Annotated in this window: 11 protein-coding genes; 5 read left to right on the top strand and 6 right to left on the bottom strand. The window is 63.5% G+C overall.

Going from position 1 to position 16137, the window contains the following annotated elements; all coding sequences use genetic code 11:
* Window positions 1-14 precede the first annotated feature (14 nt).
* The 3 genes from CAG00_RS01530 to CAG00_RS01520 form a co-directional block, all read right to left on the bottom strand.
* Entirely contained in the window at window positions 15-794 is a 780-nt protein-coding gene (locus tag CAG00_RS01530) for an alpha/beta fold hydrolase (protein WP_085663275.1), read from the bottom strand.
* Window positions 791-1216: a VOC family protein gene (locus tag CAG00_RS01525; RefSeq protein ID WP_085663274.1), complete on the bottom strand. Its 426-nt coding sequence runs from the start codon at window positions 1214-1216 to the stop codon at window positions 791-793. Before CAG00_RS01525 ends, CAG00_RS01530 begins: the two co-directional genes overlap by 4 nt.
* Before the next feature lie 356 nt (window positions 1217-1572).
* Window positions 1573-2499: an alpha/beta fold hydrolase gene (locus tag CAG00_RS01520; RefSeq protein WP_085618479.1), complete on the bottom strand. Its 927-nt coding sequence runs from the start codon at window positions 2497-2499 to the stop codon at window positions 1573-1575.
* A gap of 254 nt (window positions 2500-2753) precedes the next feature.
* Here CAG00_RS01520 and CAG00_RS01515 point away from each other — a divergent pair, with 254 nt between their 5' ends.
* A complete protein-coding gene (locus CAG00_RS01515) occupies window positions 2754-7622 on the top strand; it encodes an NEL-type E3 ubiquitin ligase domain-containing protein (protein ID WP_371915760.1) in 4869 nt (1622 codons plus the stop codon).
* A 7-nt stretch (window positions 7623-7629) separates the two neighbouring features.
* Here the strand turns inward: CAG00_RS01515 and CAG00_RS01510 are convergent, their stop codons facing one another.
* Entirely contained in the window at window positions 7630-10146 is a 2517-nt protein-coding gene (locus CAG00_RS01510) for a UvrD-helicase domain-containing protein (protein ID WP_085663272.1), read from the bottom strand.
* 175 nt (window positions 10147-10321) lie between these two features.
* Here CAG00_RS01510 and CAG00_RS01505 point away from each other — a divergent pair, with 175 nt between their 5' ends.
* Window positions 10322-11020 (top strand): pirin family protein, encoded by a 699-nt coding sequence (locus CAG00_RS01505; RefSeq protein WP_085663271.1) that lies wholly within the window; start codon window positions 10322-10324, stop codon window positions 11018-11020.
* A gap of 509 nt (window positions 11021-11529) precedes the next feature.
* Here the strand turns inward: CAG00_RS01505 and CAG00_RS01500 are convergent.
* Window positions 11530-12015 carry an isochorismatase family protein gene (locus CAG00_RS01500; protein WP_085592701.1) on the bottom strand — a complete coding sequence of 162 codons (486 nt, stop codon included), beginning with the start codon at window positions 12013-12015 and terminating at the stop codon, window positions 11530-11532.
* Between the two features lie 61 nt (window positions 12016-12076).
* Window positions 12077-12988 carry a LysR substrate-binding domain-containing protein gene (locus CAG00_RS01495; RefSeq protein WP_075044816.1) on the bottom strand — a complete coding sequence of 304 codons (912 nt, stop codon included), beginning with the start codon at window positions 12986-12988 and terminating at the stop codon, window positions 12077-12079.
* A 196-nt stretch (window positions 12989-13184) separates the two neighbouring features.
* On the opposite strand from CAG00_RS01495, the gene CAG00_RS01490 reads away from it, so the two are divergent.
* Genes CAG00_RS01490 through ttdB form a run of 3 tightly spaced genes read left to right on the top strand, consistent with a single transcriptional unit; the run spans window position 13185 to window position 16081 of the window.
* On the top strand, window positions 13185-14522 hold the full coding sequence (locus CAG00_RS01490) for a dicarboxylate/amino acid:cation symporter (RefSeq protein WP_085663270.1): 1338 nt from the start codon (window positions 13185-13187) through the stop codon (window positions 14520-14522).
* A gap of 54 nt (window positions 14523-14576) precedes the next feature.
* Window positions 14577-15476, top strand: a complete 900-nt coding sequence (ttdA, locus tag CAG00_RS01485) for a L(+)-tartrate dehydratase subunit alpha (protein ID WP_013972067.1) — start codon at window positions 14577-14579, stop codon at window positions 15474-15476.
* On the top strand, window positions 15473-16081 hold the full coding sequence (gene ttdB / locus CAG00_RS01480; protein ID WP_085663269.1) for a L(+)-tartrate dehydratase subunit beta: 609 nt from the start codon (window positions 15473-15475) through the stop codon (window positions 16079-16081). Before ttdA ends, ttdB begins: the two co-directional genes overlap by 4 nt.
* Window positions 16082-16137 lie beyond the last annotated feature (56 nt).

Here is a 16137-nt window from a genome sequence, read left to right as displayed (position 1 = left end):
CCTGGGGAGAAAGGTCAGCGCAAGAACTGCAGGACTTCCGCCAGTACCCGCTCGGCCTGCTCCCGATGCGGCACATGGCCACAACCTTGCAGCAGGCGCATCAACCCCGGGCCGCCAGCCAGCGCCACCAGCCGCTCGGGGTGTGCCGGCGAGCCGAACTCGTCGTTGTCGCCATGCAGGCTCAACAGCGGGCAGCGTACCTGCGGCAGCAGCGCATCCAGGCTCCAGTCGGCAAAGTGCTCGGACAACCAGTTGTCCACCCAGGCACGCAATACCCACTCGGCCTTGCCGCCGTGGTAGCGCTCCAGCCGTTGCAGCTGCCCGGGTTCGGCAAACTGCTGGTCGGCCACGCGAATGCCCTCAAGGGTACGGGCCTCGACAAACGCCTGCGCCGATTCGGTAATCAGCCCCACACACTGGCTGGCGAAGGCCGCCGCACAGGCCACGGCCATGCCGCCGCCAACGCTGTGGCCGAAGACAATGAAATCGCCAATGCCAAAATGCTCGCGCAGCGCCGTGAACCCCTGCTGTACCTCGTCCTCGACAAAGCCCAGGCGCAAGCTGCCGGGGTGGGCGTCGGAGCGGCCAAAGCCCAGGCGATCGTAGGCGATTACCCGGTGCCCGGTGGTTTGCGCAAGCTGCGCCGGGAACTCGCGCCACAGAGCAACGCAACCCAGCGAATCGTGCAGCAGGACGATAGGCGCGCCCTGCGCCTGCAGCGGCGCCCATTCCTGGGCGAAGAGCTTGCCTTGTGCGGTGTCGATCCAGTGCTCGCGGGTGTGCAGGTTGCTCATGGAGCCTCCGTTGCCGGTGCCGGCCCTTTCAGCTCGACCTGGTTGCCATCAGGGTCGTAGCAGTACAGCGACAGCCCCTCGCCTTCGGCGCCATAGCGTTTTTCGGCAGGTTCGACTTCAACCCCCGCAGCTTGCAGGTAGGCCGTAAGTGCAGCCTCGTCGAACGGCTCGATGCGCAGGCAGAAATGGTGCAGGTTGCGCCCCTCGGCCCCCGGTGCCGCCCCACCAGGCTGGCCCAAGGGACCGTCCAGGGTCACCAGGTCGATCATCGCCGTGCCCGTGGCCAGGTGGACCATACCCAGGTCTTTGCGCACGCGGCTGACCGTGCAGCCGAGCAGTTGGGTGTAGAAAGCGACACTGCGCTCCAGGTCGCTGACCCGCAGGACGAGGTGGTCGATATGCTTGATGACGAATGGTCGCATGCCAAGGCTCCTTGTGGCCGCTGGATTCCTGCGGAAGCGGGCGTGCCCGCGAATCAGGCGTTGCGGTGAATGACACGGGCTTCGCCCGCTCTCATGGAACTGCACATAACTCATTGAATTAGCAGGGCCCCTGTGGGAGCGGCTTTAGCCGCGAACACCGGCGCAGCCGGTGCCATGCACCGCGTTGGATTCTTCGCGGCTAAAGCCGCTCCCACAGGGTACGAGGATCGCTTGCGAATTCAGTTATCTGCGCGACAGCGCAGCCCAAAGAGCTGGACAACCTCCCACAGGGGATCACGCAAGCCCGATGAGATTCACCACCATAGCCCACGTGCGCATGGCATGACCATATCCAGTTACTCGTTTACCAACCGTTGCAGCACGCCCCCTTCATGGCGGGCCAGGATGCGCAGCAGTTGATCGACCAGCGCCCGGTCCGGCGCATCCAGGTGGAAGTGGTGCCCGCCCGGATGCCAGGAGATCTTCGCCTGGCTGGGCAAGGCCGCCTGGCGCCGGGTAAAGGCTTCACCAGTAAATGCCCCCTGGCGGCCGAACAGCAGGTACAACGGGCAACGGATCTGGCTGAGCAGGTCGCAGGCTTCGCGCTCGGTCAGCGGCATGGGTTCGGGCAGCACCAGGCGTGGGTCGTGGCGCCAGCAATAGCCCTCGCCCAGCTGCAGCAGGTCGCGCAGCGCCAGCAGCCGTGCCGCTTCTTCCGACAGCCCGGTATCCAGGCGCTCGCGGCGTTGTTCCAAGGCTGTGTCCAGGTCCTCGAAACGGCCGACGTCCGGCTCGGCAAAACCCTGCAACTGGCTGCGCTGCACCATGCGCTTGAGCCGGTAGGCCCTGGCCAGGTGCTGCACGCGGTCGTCCTCGGCCACCGTGAACGGTGCGCCCATGCCGTCGAGGAAGGTCATGCTGGCAATACCGCTGGTCATGGCCGCCAGCAGCGACGCCACCCCGGTGCCCATGCCATGGGCCAGCACATGGAATTGCGCCAGGCCCAGGCTGTCGGCCACCGCCAGCATGTCCTCGGCATGTTCCCACAGGTAGTAGCCACTGTCGTGGCGGCGATGGTCCGAGCGGCCGTGGCCGACCAGGTCGGGAGCGACCACGAAGCAGCCGTCGAGCATCGGTGCCAGGCGCTCGAACGAGGCGGCGTTGTCCAGCCAGCCATGCAGGGCCAGCACCGGGATGCCATCCTCCGCCCCCCAGGTCCGTACCGCAATTTCAATACCGTCGAGGTCCAGCAGGTGATCCTTGGGACTGCACAGCGAATGCATCGTAGTTCTCCCTGATAGAGCGCCGGCCCATGGCCAGGCATCACATGACACCGACCCATACCCCACACGCCGGCGTCATCCACACGACATGCCTACCCCATGCCTTGCGCCACCATCTCCCAACAGCCCTGCCCGCGCTGCTCCCCTACCGACGCTCTCGTGCACAGGACCGACCTGCGCATTCAACTAAATACCACCGCATGCCAAGGCGAAACCTGTCGACTGGCGCCTCCATTGACCACGGAGACTTCAGCATGACCAGCACACCCGTGCCTTTCCATCAGGCCCAGATTGTCCGTAACCTGCCTACCTGGTGCCGAACGATGCACCCCGACCATACCCGCCGCGTCGTGCAGAGCGTGCGCAAGGACTACCTCGACGAAAACGGCTCGCATTACGCCTGGTACGCTGCAGCCAGCGATGAAGACAAAGCGCGTTTACGACAGCTGATCAGCGCCCGCAATGCCGGGTTCAAAGCGCTGCAAGCCTTGCTCGATGACTTCAGGCAGATCAGCGAATTCTGCAAGCCTTTGCTCGAGGGCCGGTTGGGCCCGGATGTCGAAGTGGACAAAGCCCAGTACCTGCACCAGCCGTTCAAGGTGTACACCACGCTGGTAAATGTCCCAGGCCTCGATTTTTCAAGCGGTGACGATACGTACATCAAGCGCCCCGAAGGGCCTCCACAGAAGCGCTCGCTGCTGGAGGCCGCACTGCACAATTTCGAAGGACCCGACGAAGTGGGCCCGTTCGACACCCTGACCCTTGGCCCGGACAACGTCGCCTCACTGCCCGGGCTCGAGCCCGAAGCGTTCGTGAACCTTTGCCGAAGCCTGGACCTGGGCCAGCAGTATCAAGACCACCTGCAGGGTATTTATGAAGGCGCCAGAAAGGCCGCAATCGAACAGCAGTGGATCGATGCAAGCCAGCAGGCACTGAAAACCGAGGCAATGATCGCTTACCTCAAGAACCTGGTGACGCTCAAAGGCCACGATGCTCTGGTACAGCTATGCGACAACGAAAGTACGCCGCGCTACGGCGAACACAAACTTCGCTGCTGGCGCTTCAGCCTGCTCGGCATCCCGATTCATGGCGTACTGCTGATAGGCCCTGATGAAGCCGACCAGACCAACCCCTGCATGCTCTACATTCCCCAGGATGCCCAACACCCGGTGAGGGAGTTCGCTTCTTTGCAACAGGCCGGCACTCACATACGTCAACGCCTGCTGCAAACCACGTTTCGCCAGCACTTGATCAGCTTCGCTGACAAGGACAACCAAGTCGAACTCAGCCGCAAGCTCGAAAATGCCCTGTTCGAGCATGGCACCTCCACGCGCAAACCCAAGAACAAGCCTGAGCTGCACTTCAAGCGAACCCGCCTGGCCTTTCCCATCTGGCAAGTGCTTTACAACGACCACAAGCGCCGCATCAAGGCGAACGCCAGAACGATCGCGGTACCGACCGCGGATGCCGACGCCAAGGCACGCAAGGAGCGGCTGCAGCACTGGCTGGACGCAGGCATGAACGTACTGAACGTGGCCGCCTTCTTCGTGCCTGGGCTGGATGCCGCGATGCTTGGGGTATTTGCCTACGACCTCATGGATTCGGTGTTCACCGGGTTCGAAGCCTGGGAAGAAGGCGATACCCAGGAAGCGCTGCAACAACTCGAGTCACTGGCCATCAATGCCGCCGTGATCGCCGGTTTTGCCGTCGGCAGCAGCGCGGTCAAGGCATCAGGGTTCGTCGATGCGCTGGAAAGCGTCTGGAAAGGTGGCCGCGAACGGCTTTGGCACCCCGACATGGGCCCTTACAGCACTTCGAACTCGTTGCCGGAGGGTGTGCAGAAAAATGCCCAAGGGCTCTACATCATCGGTGGCAAAACCCACGTTTGGCTTCAAGGCAAACTGTATGAGGTGTTCGAAACCGATGGACAGTGGCATGTGCGTCACCCGGACGCCCCCGATGCCTACACTCCGGCCTTGCGCTACCTCGGCGACCAGCGCTGGCAGTTGGCCCGCGACAACCCGCTCGAATGGGACGATGCGCAGTTGCTCGAGGGACTGGGCCGGTTCGGCCAGGGGCTGGATGCATCGGAGAAACTTGCCGCCTTGCGCATTACCGACGTCGACGCAGACACCTTGCGTCGCAGCCAGGTCACCGGCTCGCGGCCGCCGGCTCTGCTGGCCGATACCTTGCTGCGCCTGCGACTGGCTGACGACGTGGAGGGCATCATCACCCGGGTACGTCATGGCCAGCCTTTGGCTGCACATATGAACTTCGCGCTACCGGAACTGGTACAGCTGCCTGGCTGGCCCACGAACTACAGGCTGAAGGTCTTCACCGGTGCCGAAAAATGGGGGGACGCCGTCTACTTCGGTGCGCAGCCAAAAGCCGACACGCTGCAGATCGAGATCGGCCGCGGGGAGCTTGACGAAGGCGAACTGAGCAAGGTTGTCCTGGCAGAGATGGATGAAGATGTCATACAGCAGCTGCTACCCGATACGCCAGAAGAGCAGCGCCCGGGCGCCCTGAACGAGCTACTGGCCAACCACCTGACAGCACGTCGTCGCGAAGTCTTCGCGAGCATGCTGGAAAGCCATCGCGCACCGCTTGGCGACGAAGCGCAGACCTTGGGCCGCCAGTTCCCCGGTTTGCCTGACAATGCCCTGGAAGAACTCGTCGCGCATGCCGACAGCACCGAACGCGAACGCCTGAAGAACGGGCGCGTGCCCTTGCGCGTGGCTGAAGAAGCCCGCTACCTGCAGGCCCGTGCCCGCCTCGATCGTGCCTTGACCGGCCTGTACCGAGCAGACCTGGCCAATGCCGACAGCCAACTGCTGCGTGATGCATTGGTAGCCGAACAGCCGCAGGCGAGTGAAGCCGAGCTGTTCGCCAGCGCCCTCGCCGACCGCTCGGGCTGCGCCGTGCTGCTCGGCCAGCAGCCAATCAGGCCAGGCTTTCGCTCGCCCATGCGCCTGGCACATGGGCGAATCGGTTACCCGCTCAGTGGCCGAGGAGCAGGCCCTTTCGGCGAAAGCGCCGCGACACGCCGGCTCAAGTCACTTTTCCCCTCACTGAACAGCAACGAGATCAGCGCCTTGAGAGCCGAACTGAGCCAGACCGGTGACCTGGGCGCGGCGGTGCGGCAACTGCAGGCAGAGTGGCAAGATCTGAAACGCTATCTGGAAACGTGGTACCTGACCGCACGCAACATCAGCCAGCGCTTCGAGCGACAACAATGCGCCGACCGCCTCAAGGCTGCCTGGCGGCGGGAGGGCCCCGGCAACCTGGACACGCTCGTGCTGGAGCGAATGCAGTTAGGCGAGTTGCCAGCGATCACAGCCAGCCTGCCCCACATCCGTGAACTCAAGCTGGACGAGCTGCAACTGCAACGACTGGACAGGGCGTTCCTGTCACGCTTCCCCAACCTGCAAGTGCTGGAAGTGACCAACAACCGTACAATCGACGCGCAAGCACTGTTCGAGGCACTTGAAGCGGTGCCCAGGCTGCGCACGCTGGATCTGACCAACAACACCCTTGCTACCCTCTCACCCACCGCACAACGTGTGCTGGCGGCGATGCCAGACCTGCGCCAACTGAATTTGCGCCGCAACCAGCTGACACTGGATGAAGCGACAATGACTTTCCTCTGCGGCCGGCCACTGGATGTCCTGAGGCTGGGGCACAATGGCATCACACTCGATGAAAACCTCGCCACGCGCTTTCAGGACATGATCCATCCGCAGCAACTGGACCTGGACTTCAACCCGCTGCAGCACGCGCCTGATGTGCGCTACATGGCGCGGCTGCAGCGCCTGAACCTGTCCAACGCTCATTTGCAGGCATTTCCTACTGGCCTGACCACCTTGATGAATCAGCCACAGTACCAGTTGCGCTACCTGGACCTCTCATCCAACCGCATTCACCATGTTCCAGACCTCGAAGGTATCCTGCGCAGCCCCTATGCGCGGGACGTCGCCGCCCGCTTGCCCGAGCGCCGCTGGCTCTTCAACTACAACGATCTGGAGACCGAGTCGGCCAGGCGCCTGAGAGCCAGCGGCGTCAATATCTTCGAGCACACGCCCGAAAGGCAGGAGTGGCAAGGGCTCTGGCGCGACGCCGCGACCGACCAGCAGCAGCAGATGTGGTCCGACCTGTTCGACCAGAACGACAATGGCGACCTGCAAACGGTGTTGGAGCGCCTGACCTACTCGTTGGAAGCGCAAAGGGATCCGCAAGGCCTGCGTGCCCGAGTGTGGGCACTGTTGAAGCAGGCCCACGAGGATACAGCGCTGCGCGAGCGGTTGAACGAGGTGGCGCATACCTTCCCACCCGCTTGCGGTGATGCCGGCGCCGATGCATTCAGCGCCCTGGAAGTAGAGTTGCTGGCCAGCCAGGCCTCAGGGTTGGCAAGGGGTACGGCCAAGCCGCTGCTCGACCTTTACCGCAAGCTGTATCGTCGCGAAAAAGTCAACGAACTGGCGGACCGCATCAGCACGCATCGCATCGTGCGCAGGGCGGCGCTAGGTGGAGATGCCGGTCAGTTACCGGACCTTGACGTGCTGGATGTCCCTGCGGCAATCCCTGATGCGGTCCTGGCCAGAGAACGGGTCGACGATATCGAAGTTCGCCTGGCACTGCGCCAGTCCTTGGCCGAAGAACTCGATTTCCCCGAACCTAGCAGCGGCATGATTTATCGCCATTTCGCCAACATAAACCAGCAAATCGTCGACAACGTCCGCGCTGCTGTGCTCGAACTCGATGCCGACTCCTCCGCCCGACAGCAGTGGATGAGCCAACAGCCGGTCTGGGCTGACTACCTCAAGCGCCAATATGCCAGCCAGTTCGAAGCCATTACCGACTTCTGGCGGCCGGGCCTCGATTACCTGTTCTATTGCCTGGATGAAACTCAGGAGCCGGTCACGCACCTGGACGACGCGATATTACGTGCATTGGCCCCGGAAATGCCTGACCCTGCACTGGACGAAAATGGCACGCTACGTCGGGTTCCTCTCAATGAGCAAGCCTATGTCAGGACTACGAAAGCCTTGACCGAGGCACAGCAGGAGGTGGAAGCAGGGCTACTGCTGAGCCTTACCCGGCAAGAGGACGTCCTCGACGCCTGAACGCTGATCAATGACCACGCAGGTCTTCGAAGAAGGCCTGCCGCCCATCCACCTGGCTCGACGCACGCGGCGCTGCCGCCGCCTCTGCGTTGGCCGCCTCCACATGCCAATAGCAGTGCCTGACCGCGCGGGTTACCGCCACATAGGCCAGGCGCTGCACCTCTTCCTTCTGCGCGGTATCGAACGGCTGGGCATCACCGGCCTTGCCCAGCCCGGCCTGGCGATACACCTGGTTCTTGTAGGGTGAACTGGTCAGGTACTGGCAGTCGCCCAGCATGAACACTGCATCGGCCTGCAAGCCCTTGGCACTGTGGTAGGTCAACTGGCGCAGCCGGCGCTGCTCGGCCGGCAACGCCGCCTCGGCGTGCAGCACGCCTTGCAGGTGTTCGTTCATCAGCGCCCTGTCGCTGCCCTTGCGGTACAGCATCATCACCGTCTCGCCACGCTGGTAGTGCTCGATCAGGGTTTCACCCAGGGCTGCCTCGTCACGGTCGAACACCTTGACCGGCGAGTCTGGCAACTCGGCCGCCGGCCCACTGGCCCGGGCTTTCTTGCCGGCAATCGCCGGGGTGCCCTTGACCAGATGCTCGGCCGCGTCGATCACCTGCTGCTGGCAACGGTAGTTGTCGACCAGCATCACCCGGGTGTTGGCCGGCGACGGGAAGGCCTTGGTGAACTCCATGAAGTACTTGGGCGAACTGCCACGCCAGCCGTAGATCGACTGCCAGTCGTCGCCCACGCACAGCAGCGACGAATGCTGGGCATGGCGCCCGGTGTGCATCGCCGGGCCGCGACGACGGATCTCGGCGAGGCTGGCGCGCAGCCAGCTGACGATCTGCGGTGACACGTCCTGGAACTCGTCGATCATCAGGTGCGCCAGCGGCCGCAGCAACGGGTCGGGCAGCAGTTGCAGGTTTTCCGGGTTGTTCTCGCCGAACAAGGCGAACATGCGGTTGTAGCTCATCACCGGCGGCGACTGGTCCAGCAGGTGCGCCTCCAGGGCCTTCCAGTACAGGGCCAGGGCCTCGAAGAACAGCGCATCGCTGTCGCCGGACGGGAAGCTCATCGCCGCCACGGCAGTGTTCACCTCCAGGCCGAGGTTCTCGATGAAGTTCGCCGCACCGACAAAGGCATCGAGCAGCGGCGCCGGGGCCAGCTCGCCCTTGACCTTGTATTCGAAGCCGGGGCCGGCCACGGCATCACCGGCCAGCGAGGCTGCCAGGCGCCGGGCCATGGCGTAGTTGTCGAGCCAGATCAGCGGCTGGTCGCAGAAGGCCTGCAACAGGGTGCGCTTGACCGCCCACTCGGCGCGCACTGCCAGCTTGGCGCCGGGGCGCTGGTACTGCGCGCTTTCCGCCGGGTCGAAGCCCAGCACGAGCAAAGGCCCCTGGCCAGCCAGACGGCCATGCACATGGAAGCGGCTGCCACGGATCTGGATGGTTTCGCGGCAGGGTTCGATGCCCTTGATCGGCCAGGCGCCGGCGGCGAACCACAGGTCTTCGATCACGTCGCACAGCTCTTCGTCGCGCTGGGCAGCCAGCTGGGTTACCTGGGCGCGCTTCTGCACATCGGGGTTGTTCGGGTCCAGCGGCTTCAGCTGAAGGGCTTCGCTGCGCAACAGGCCGACCAGCTCGGCAAAACGCGGGCTCTCGCCCAGCAGCGTGCTGTAGCACTGGTTCAGTTGCTGGCGCTGGGCATCGTTCAGGCGCAGGTCGAACGGGTTGCTCTCGGCCTCGGCCTCACGCCCGGCCGGCATCTCGTTGCCCAGCGTTTCGAACGCGCGCACCTGGCCAAAACCCGGCAGGCTGCGCACCAGCGGCAGGATGCGCGAATGGAACGTGCGCACCAGCTCGCGGGCCTGCAGCGGTTGCAGGTTGATCTGCCACAGGGCGAACACCTGCAACAGGCGCTTGATGAAGTCCTTGCGCGACTCGCGGGTGAAGGTGACCACGGTCATCGCATCCAGCTCGTAGCCCAGGTAGTGGCGCAACAGCAGGATGCGCAGCACCAGCGAGGTGGACTTGCCCGCCCCGGCCCCTGCCACCACGCAGGTGGACGGTGTGTCGCTGAATATCAGCTTCCATTGCGCGGCACTGGGTTGCGCCTCGGCGGGCAGGCGCTGGGCGACATCGGCCTTGAAGCGCTTTTTCAGCTCGGCAGTCAGGGGCAGGCGCCAGTCATCGAACAGGTTGTCATCCCGGCCCGGCACCGCGGCGGTGTCGGGCCGGGTATCGCGGATCACCAGCACCTGGCGCCCGGCCTCATAACCTTCCACCCGCCCGCGTTCGAACCCTTCACGCACGCCATCGGCATGGCCACTGCGCTGGCCGCTGGCGTGGCCGAGGAACCAGGAGTCGCGGTGCTGGGCATGCAGGCGGGTCAGGCCGCGCCCCAGCAGGCGGGCCGCCAGGCGGCGAAACCAGGGCAGTTGGGCAGGAGGGGTAAGGTCGGCGGGGGCCTGGGGTTGCTCGTGGGCCACGGTCACTCCGTTGAAAAACAAAATCAGCGGGCATGTTCGCCGCATCGACAAAAAATCGCCAGCGAATGCTTGCAGATCAGTGGATTAGGCGATGAAGCGGATAAAACACTCCATCGCCATCAATCTATTTTACTGATTATTTTAAGCCGATATTTACGCTTATTTTCGATGCTTCTTTGACGCATCATGGCCTCATTCCACTGATTCGAGGAGCACGACCATGCTGCAACTGCGACCGTTCGAAAGCCTCGGCCACGCCAACCACGGCTGGCTCGACGCCCACCATCATTTCTCGTTTGCCGAGTACTACGACCCGGCCCGCATGCACTGGGGCAACCTGCGGGTGTGGAACGACGACCTGATCGCTGCTGGCAGCGGCTTCCCGCCGCACCCGCACCGCGACATGGAAATCATCACCTATGTGCGTGAAGGTGCGATCAGCCACCAGGACAGCCTGGGTAACAAAGGCCGTACCGAAGCCGGGGATGTGCAGGTGATGAGCGCCGGTACCGGCATCGTGCACAGCGAGTACAACCTGGAAGACGTCGACACGCGTATTTTCCAGATCTGGATCGTGCCGGAGCGCACTGGCGAAGCACCGCAGTGGGGTAGCCGGCCGTTCCCCAAAGGTGAGCGTGGCGAAGGCTTCGTGACCCTGGCCAGCGGCCGTGCGGGCGATGAGGACAGCCTGCAGATCCGCACCGATGCGCGGCTGGTGGCTGCCACCCTGCGTGCCGGTGAAACTGCCGAGTACCGCCTCGATGCCGCACGCCGGGGCTACCTGGTGCCGGCCAAGGGGCTGGTGGAGGTCAACGGGCTGCGTGCCAAGGCGCGCGATGGCGTGGCGATCGAGCAGGAGGAGGTGCTGCGGGTGACCGCCATCGAGGACAGCGAGATCGTGCTGGTGGATGTGGCCTGAGGCCTGTCCTTGCAAGTTCGCATGTAGGTGTTCCCCTGTGGGAGCGGGCGTGCCCGCGAAGAATCCAACGCGGTGCCTGGCACCGGCTCCGCCGGTGTTCGCGGCGGTTCGACGCCTCGACACGCCCGCTCCCACAAGGTCACTGCCAACTCAATGAGTTATGTGTTGTTCTATGAGAGGCGGCCCCGGCAATTTCGGCTGTGATGCCGAGATCCTGGGGCCGCTACGCAGCCCTTTCGCGACGCAAGGCCGCTCCCACACGATCACCACGGCCCGATAAGACCATGCTTTAACCTGTGGGAGATTACCCAGCCCTTTGGGCTGCGCTGTCGCACAGATAACTGAATTCGCAAGCGATCCTCGTACCCTGTGGGAGCGACTTTAGCCGCGAAGAATCCAACGCGGTGCATGGCACCGGCTGCGCCGGTGTTCGCGGCTAAAGCCGCTCCCACAGGGTCCCTGCTAATTCAATGAGTTAGTGCAGTTCTATGAGAATGGGCCTGCAAGCGCTAGCCTGGTACAGCCACTTCTGCGAGCACCTCGGCCGAGGTGGTGACCTGGCGGAAGTGATGCTTCCACAGGTCGATGCCCAGCTTGCCCGACCTGTCGAGCGAAGAGCCTACCGTCATGTCGGTGACCAGGGTGGGCATCAGCCCCGCATCGAACAGGGCGAAACCGGCGGCCAGCACACAGGTTTCGGTCTGCAACCCACATACCAGCACGCGCTCCACACCCAATTTCTTGATGTAGTCGATAGCCTCGGCGCTCTGCCCGTAGCCATGCTTGACGAACACCTGGTCGGCCTCGACCAGGCTGTCGTCCTCGGCCGCCGGGTGCCAGCCAAGCTGGCGCTCGAACGGCGTGACCTGTTCGTCGTGCAACTCGACCGAGGCGATGGTGGGGATGTTCGCCGACAACCGGCGCAGGCCATCGACCAGCCACTCGGGCGGGCTGAAGGTGGACTGGACATCGACAATGAGCAAAACCTGGCGCATGGGCGGATTCCGGGCATGGGCAAAGGCGCGGAGTATAACGCGATCGCCTGTGGTAAAGGCCTCAATGCCACGCTGCCAGGCTGTCCCCCTGGCGGAAGAATGCCCTCAGGTGCTCGACGAAGCACGACACCTTGGCCGACAGGTTCAGGCGTTCCAGGTACACCGCATAGATATCCGCAGGCGGCGTGTGGTAATCGCCCAGCACCTCCACCAGGCGCCCGCTGCGCAGGTGGTCGGCCAGGTTCCACTCGGCCCGCAGCAGGATGCCCTGCCCGTCCAGCGCCCAGTTCAGGGCGACCTCGCCATCGTTGGTGCTGAGGCTGCCATGCACCTTCACCGACTCGCTCTGCTTGCCGCGGCTGAGCCGCCAGATACCGAACGCGGCGTCGTTCTGGCGCAACACGATGCAGTTGTGGCTGGCCAGGTCCTTTGGCGATTCGGGGGTACCGTGGGCTTCCAGGTAACCGGGCGATGCGCACAATCGGCGGCGGTTGGCCGCGATCTTGCGGGCGATCAGCCGCGAGTCGGGCAACTCGCCAAAGCGGATGGCCACGTCGATGGCATCGTTCGGCAGGGCAATGGGGCGGTCGGTCAGGTGCAGTTGCACCTCCACCTCGGGGTAGCGCTTGGCAAACGATGACACCGCCGGCCCCACGTGGGTACGGCCAAAGCCCAGCGGCGCATTGACCCGCAGCAAGCCCTTGGGCTCGGCGCGGCTGCTGGACACCTGCCGCTCCATTTCCTCGATCTCGCCCAGTATGCGCTTGGCATTCACCAGGTAAGTCTCGCCTTCGGCGGTAAGGCTGATGCTGCGTGTGGTGCGGTTGAGCAGGCGCACGCCCAGGCGCTGTTCCAGCTGGGCCAGGCGCTTGGAGACCGCTGGCGGGGTCAGGTTCAGTTCGCGAGCAGTGCCCGCCAGGCTACCCACCCTGATCAGCTGGGTGAAGAACGCCAGCTCCGATACCGGATTCATAATTAACCTGAGGGAAACAATGAGTTGAATTTCATTGTATTACAGCATTTTTGAAAAACCATTACCTTTTGCCCTGCGTGATTAACCACAAGAAAGCTGGGCTCTTCGGCCGCCAAGGCCAGGTGTGACCTGCACCCCTCACGAGCAGCCCGGCCGCCAGATAAATCCGACTCACAACAATAATTCGGAGACGGCAATGGCCAAGCGATTGTTCGGCAAGCTCTACGTACAGGTATTGATCGGCGTAACCCTCGGGGTGCTGATCGGGGTGTTCTGGCCACAGGTTGGCGCTGACCTGAAGCCCATTGGTGATGCCTTCATCAAACTGATCAAGATGGTCTTCGCCCCGATCATCTTCGCCACGGTGGTGCTGGGCATCGCCAAGATGGAAAACATGAAGGAACTCGGCCGCGTCGGCGTGCGCGCGCTGATCTACTTCGAAGTGCTGTCCACCTTTGCCCTGGTACTGGGGCTGGTGGTGGTCAACATCGTGCAGCCCGGCCAGGGCATGAACGTCGACCCTGCCACCCTGGATGCCAAGAGCATCTCCACCTACACCGCCGCGGCAGCCGGCAACAGCGGCGGCTTCATCGATTTCCTGCTGCATGTGATACCCGGCAGCGTGACCGATGCCTTCGCCAAGAACGAGATCCTGCCGATTCTGCTGTTCAGCACCCTGTTCGGCATCGCCCTCTCCCACCTGGGCCCGCGCGGCAAGCCGATGGTGGATGTGCTCGAAGCGTTTTCCCACGGCATGTTCTTCATCGTCGGCATGATCATGCGCGTGGCACCGCTGGCCGCCTGCGGGGCCATGGCCTTCACCGTAGGCAAGTACGGGCTGGGCTCGATCGTTTCGCTGGGCAAGCTGATGGCGACCATGTACCTGACCTGCTTCCTGTTCGTGGTGGTGGTGCTGGGCGCCATTGCCCGGCTGTGCGGCTTCAACCTGTGGAAGTTCCTCAAGTACCTCAAGGAAGAACTGTTCACGGTACTGGGTACCAGCTCATCCGAGTCGGTGGTACCGCAACTGATGAACAAGCTGGAAAAGGTTGGCGTGTCCAAGCCTGTGGTCGGCCTGGTGATCCCCTCGGGCCTTACCTTCAACCCGGACGGCCAGTGCATCTACTACACCATGGCCGCCATCTTCATCGCCCAGGCCACCAACACACCGTTGACCCTGATGGACCAACTGATCGTGCTGGGTGTGCTGCTGCTCACCTCCAAAGGCTCTGCAGGCGTAACCGGCTCGGGCTTCATCACCCTGGCCGCGACCCTGGCGACCATGGACAACATCCCGGTGGCCGGCATGGTCCTGCTGCTGGGCGTGGACCGCTTCATGTCCGAAGCCCGGGCCATCACCAACACCATCGGCAACGCGGTCGGCACCGTGGCAATCGCCAACTGGGTGGGTGCGCTGGACAAGCAGCGCATGGCCCAGGCCCTGGACGGCCAGCTGCCGGCCGACCCCGAACCCGAGGCCGCTGTGCCGCACCCTGCCCTTGCACGCATGGAGGCCGGCACACCCGCACCCTGACCTTTCGAAAAACAGCAAAAAGAACCCGCCTTGTGATGCAGTGAGGAAATAATCATGGACAAAGAAACAGCCGTGTCATCGCTTACCGACGTGATGGCCAAGTTCACCGCCTATATCGGCAAGCGCCTGCCCCGCGACGTCAAGGAAAAGACCGCCAAGTTGCGCGCCGCCGAAACCAACCCGCTGGCCATCGCCGTGTACGACTCGATGGCCGACAACCAGGAATACGCCGACAAGCTCAACCGGCCCAGCTGCCAGGACACCGGCGTCATCCAGTACTTCGTCTCGGCGGGCGCGCGCTTCCCGCTACTGGGCGAGATGGAAGGCATCCTCGAGAACGCCACCAGGGAAGCCACCATCCAGGGGCCGCTGCGCCACAATGCGGTGGAAACCTTCATCGAGAAGAACACCGGCACCAACACTGGCTCGAAGATCCCGTGGCTGGACTGGGAAATCATCCCCGATGCCGACTACGCCATCGTCGACGTGTACATGGCCGGCGGCGGCTGCACGCTGCCTGGCTCGGCCAAGGTACTGATGCCGGGGCAAGGTTATGAAGGGGTGACCGAGTTCGTCTTCGATGTCATCACCTCGCGCGGTGTCAACGCCTGCCCGCCACTGCTGGTGGGTGTAGGGGTATCGACCTCGGTGGAGACGGCGGCACGCCTGTCGAAGAAGGCCATCCTGCGCGAAGTGGACTCCAGCCACCCCAACGAAAGCGCGGCGATGATGGAAAAGCTGCTGGAGGAAGGCCTCAACGAAATCGGCATCGGCCCGCAGGGCCTGACCGGCAACAGCAGCGTGATGGGCGTGAACATCGAGTCTTCGGCCCGCCACCCGTCCACCATCGGCGTGGCGGTGTCCACCGGCTGCTGGGCGCACCGCCGCGGCAAGATCCGCATCAACGCCGACCTGTCCTACGACATCCTCTCGCACGAAGGGGTAGTACTGTGAAAAAGATCCTGAGCACACCTATCAGCGACGAAGACCTGGCCAACCTCAACGTGGGCGATGTGGTCTACCTCACCGGCCAACTGGTGACCTGCCGTGACGTTGCCCACCGCCGGCTCATCGAACTGGGCCGCGAGCTGCCGGTCGACTTGCGCGGCGGCGCGATTTTCCACGCAGGCCCCATCGTCAGGAAGAAGGACGATGGCAGCTTCGAGATGGTCTCCATCGGCCCGACCACCAGCATGCGCATGGAAAAGTTCGAGAAGCAGTTCATCGAGCAGACCGGCGTCAAGCTGATCGTCGGTAAAGGCGGAATGGGCCCGGAGACCACGACCGGTTGCCTGGAGAACAAGGCAGTGCATGCAGTGTTCCCGGGCGGTTGCGCGGTGCTGGCGGCGACCCAGGTGGAAGAGATCGAGCGTGCGGAATGGCAGGACCTGGGCATGCCGGAGACGCTATGGGTGAACCGCGTGCGCGAGTTCGGCCCGTTGATCATCTCCATCGACACCAAGGGCAACAACCTGTTCGAGCAGAACAAGGCCCGGTTCAACGAACGCAAGGGGGCGGTGATCAAGAAGATCAACAGCCAGGTGCGGTTCATCAAGTAACTGCGTGCGACATGGGGCCGCTTTGCGGCCCATCGCGACACAAGGCCGCTCCTACA

It is taken from the genome of Pseudomonas sp. B5(2017) (genome assembly GCF_002112825.1).
GTDB lineage: Bacteria > Pseudomonadota > Gammaproteobacteria > Pseudomonadales > Pseudomonadaceae > Aquipseudomonas > Aquipseudomonas putida_Z.
Note: the sequence above shows the minus strand (reverse complement) of the source record. Positions and strands in the feature narration are given on the sequence as shown.

What these genes read in the sequence shown, in the direction of transcription:
- CAG00_RS01530 (WP_085663275.1), bottom strand. Translation starts at nt 794, where the DNA reads ATGAGCAACCTGCACACCCGCGAGCACTGGATCGACACCGCACAAGGC.
- CAG00_RS01525 (WP_085663274.1), bottom strand. Translation starts at nt 1,216, where the DNA reads ATGCGACCATTCGTCATCAAGCATATCGACCACCTCGTCCTGCGGGTC.
- CAG00_RS01520 (WP_085618479.1), bottom strand. Translation starts at nt 2,499, where the DNA reads ATGCATTCGCTGTGCAGTCCCAAGGATCACCTGCTGGACCTCGACGGT.
- CAG00_RS01515 (WP_371915760.1), top strand. Translation starts at nt 2,754, where the DNA reads ATGACCAGCACACCCGTGCCTTTCCATCAGGCCCAGATTGTCCGTAAC.
- CAG00_RS01510 (WP_085663272.1), bottom strand. Translation starts at nt 10,146, where the DNA reads ATGCGGCGAACATGCCCGCTGATTTTGTTTTTCAACGGAGTGACCGTG.
- CAG00_RS01505 (WP_085663271.1), top strand. Translation starts at nt 10,322, where the DNA reads ATGCTGCAACTGCGACCGTTCGAAAGCCTCGGCCACGCCAACCACGGC.
- CAG00_RS01500 (WP_085592701.1), bottom strand. Translation starts at nt 12,015, where the DNA reads ATGCGCCAGGTTTTGCTCATTGTCGATGTCCAGTCCACCTTCAGCCCG.
- CAG00_RS01495 (WP_075044816.1), bottom strand. Translation starts at nt 12,988, where the DNA reads ATGAATCCGGTATCGGAGCTGGCGTTCTTCACCCAGCTGATCAGGGTG.
- CAG00_RS01490 (WP_085663270.1), top strand. Translation starts at nt 13,185, where the DNA reads ATGGCCAAGCGATTGTTCGGCAAGCTCTACGTACAGGTATTGATCGGC.
- ttdA (WP_013972067.1), top strand. Translation starts at nt 14,577, where the DNA reads ATGGACAAAGAAACAGCCGTGTCATCGCTTACCGACGTGATGGCCAAG.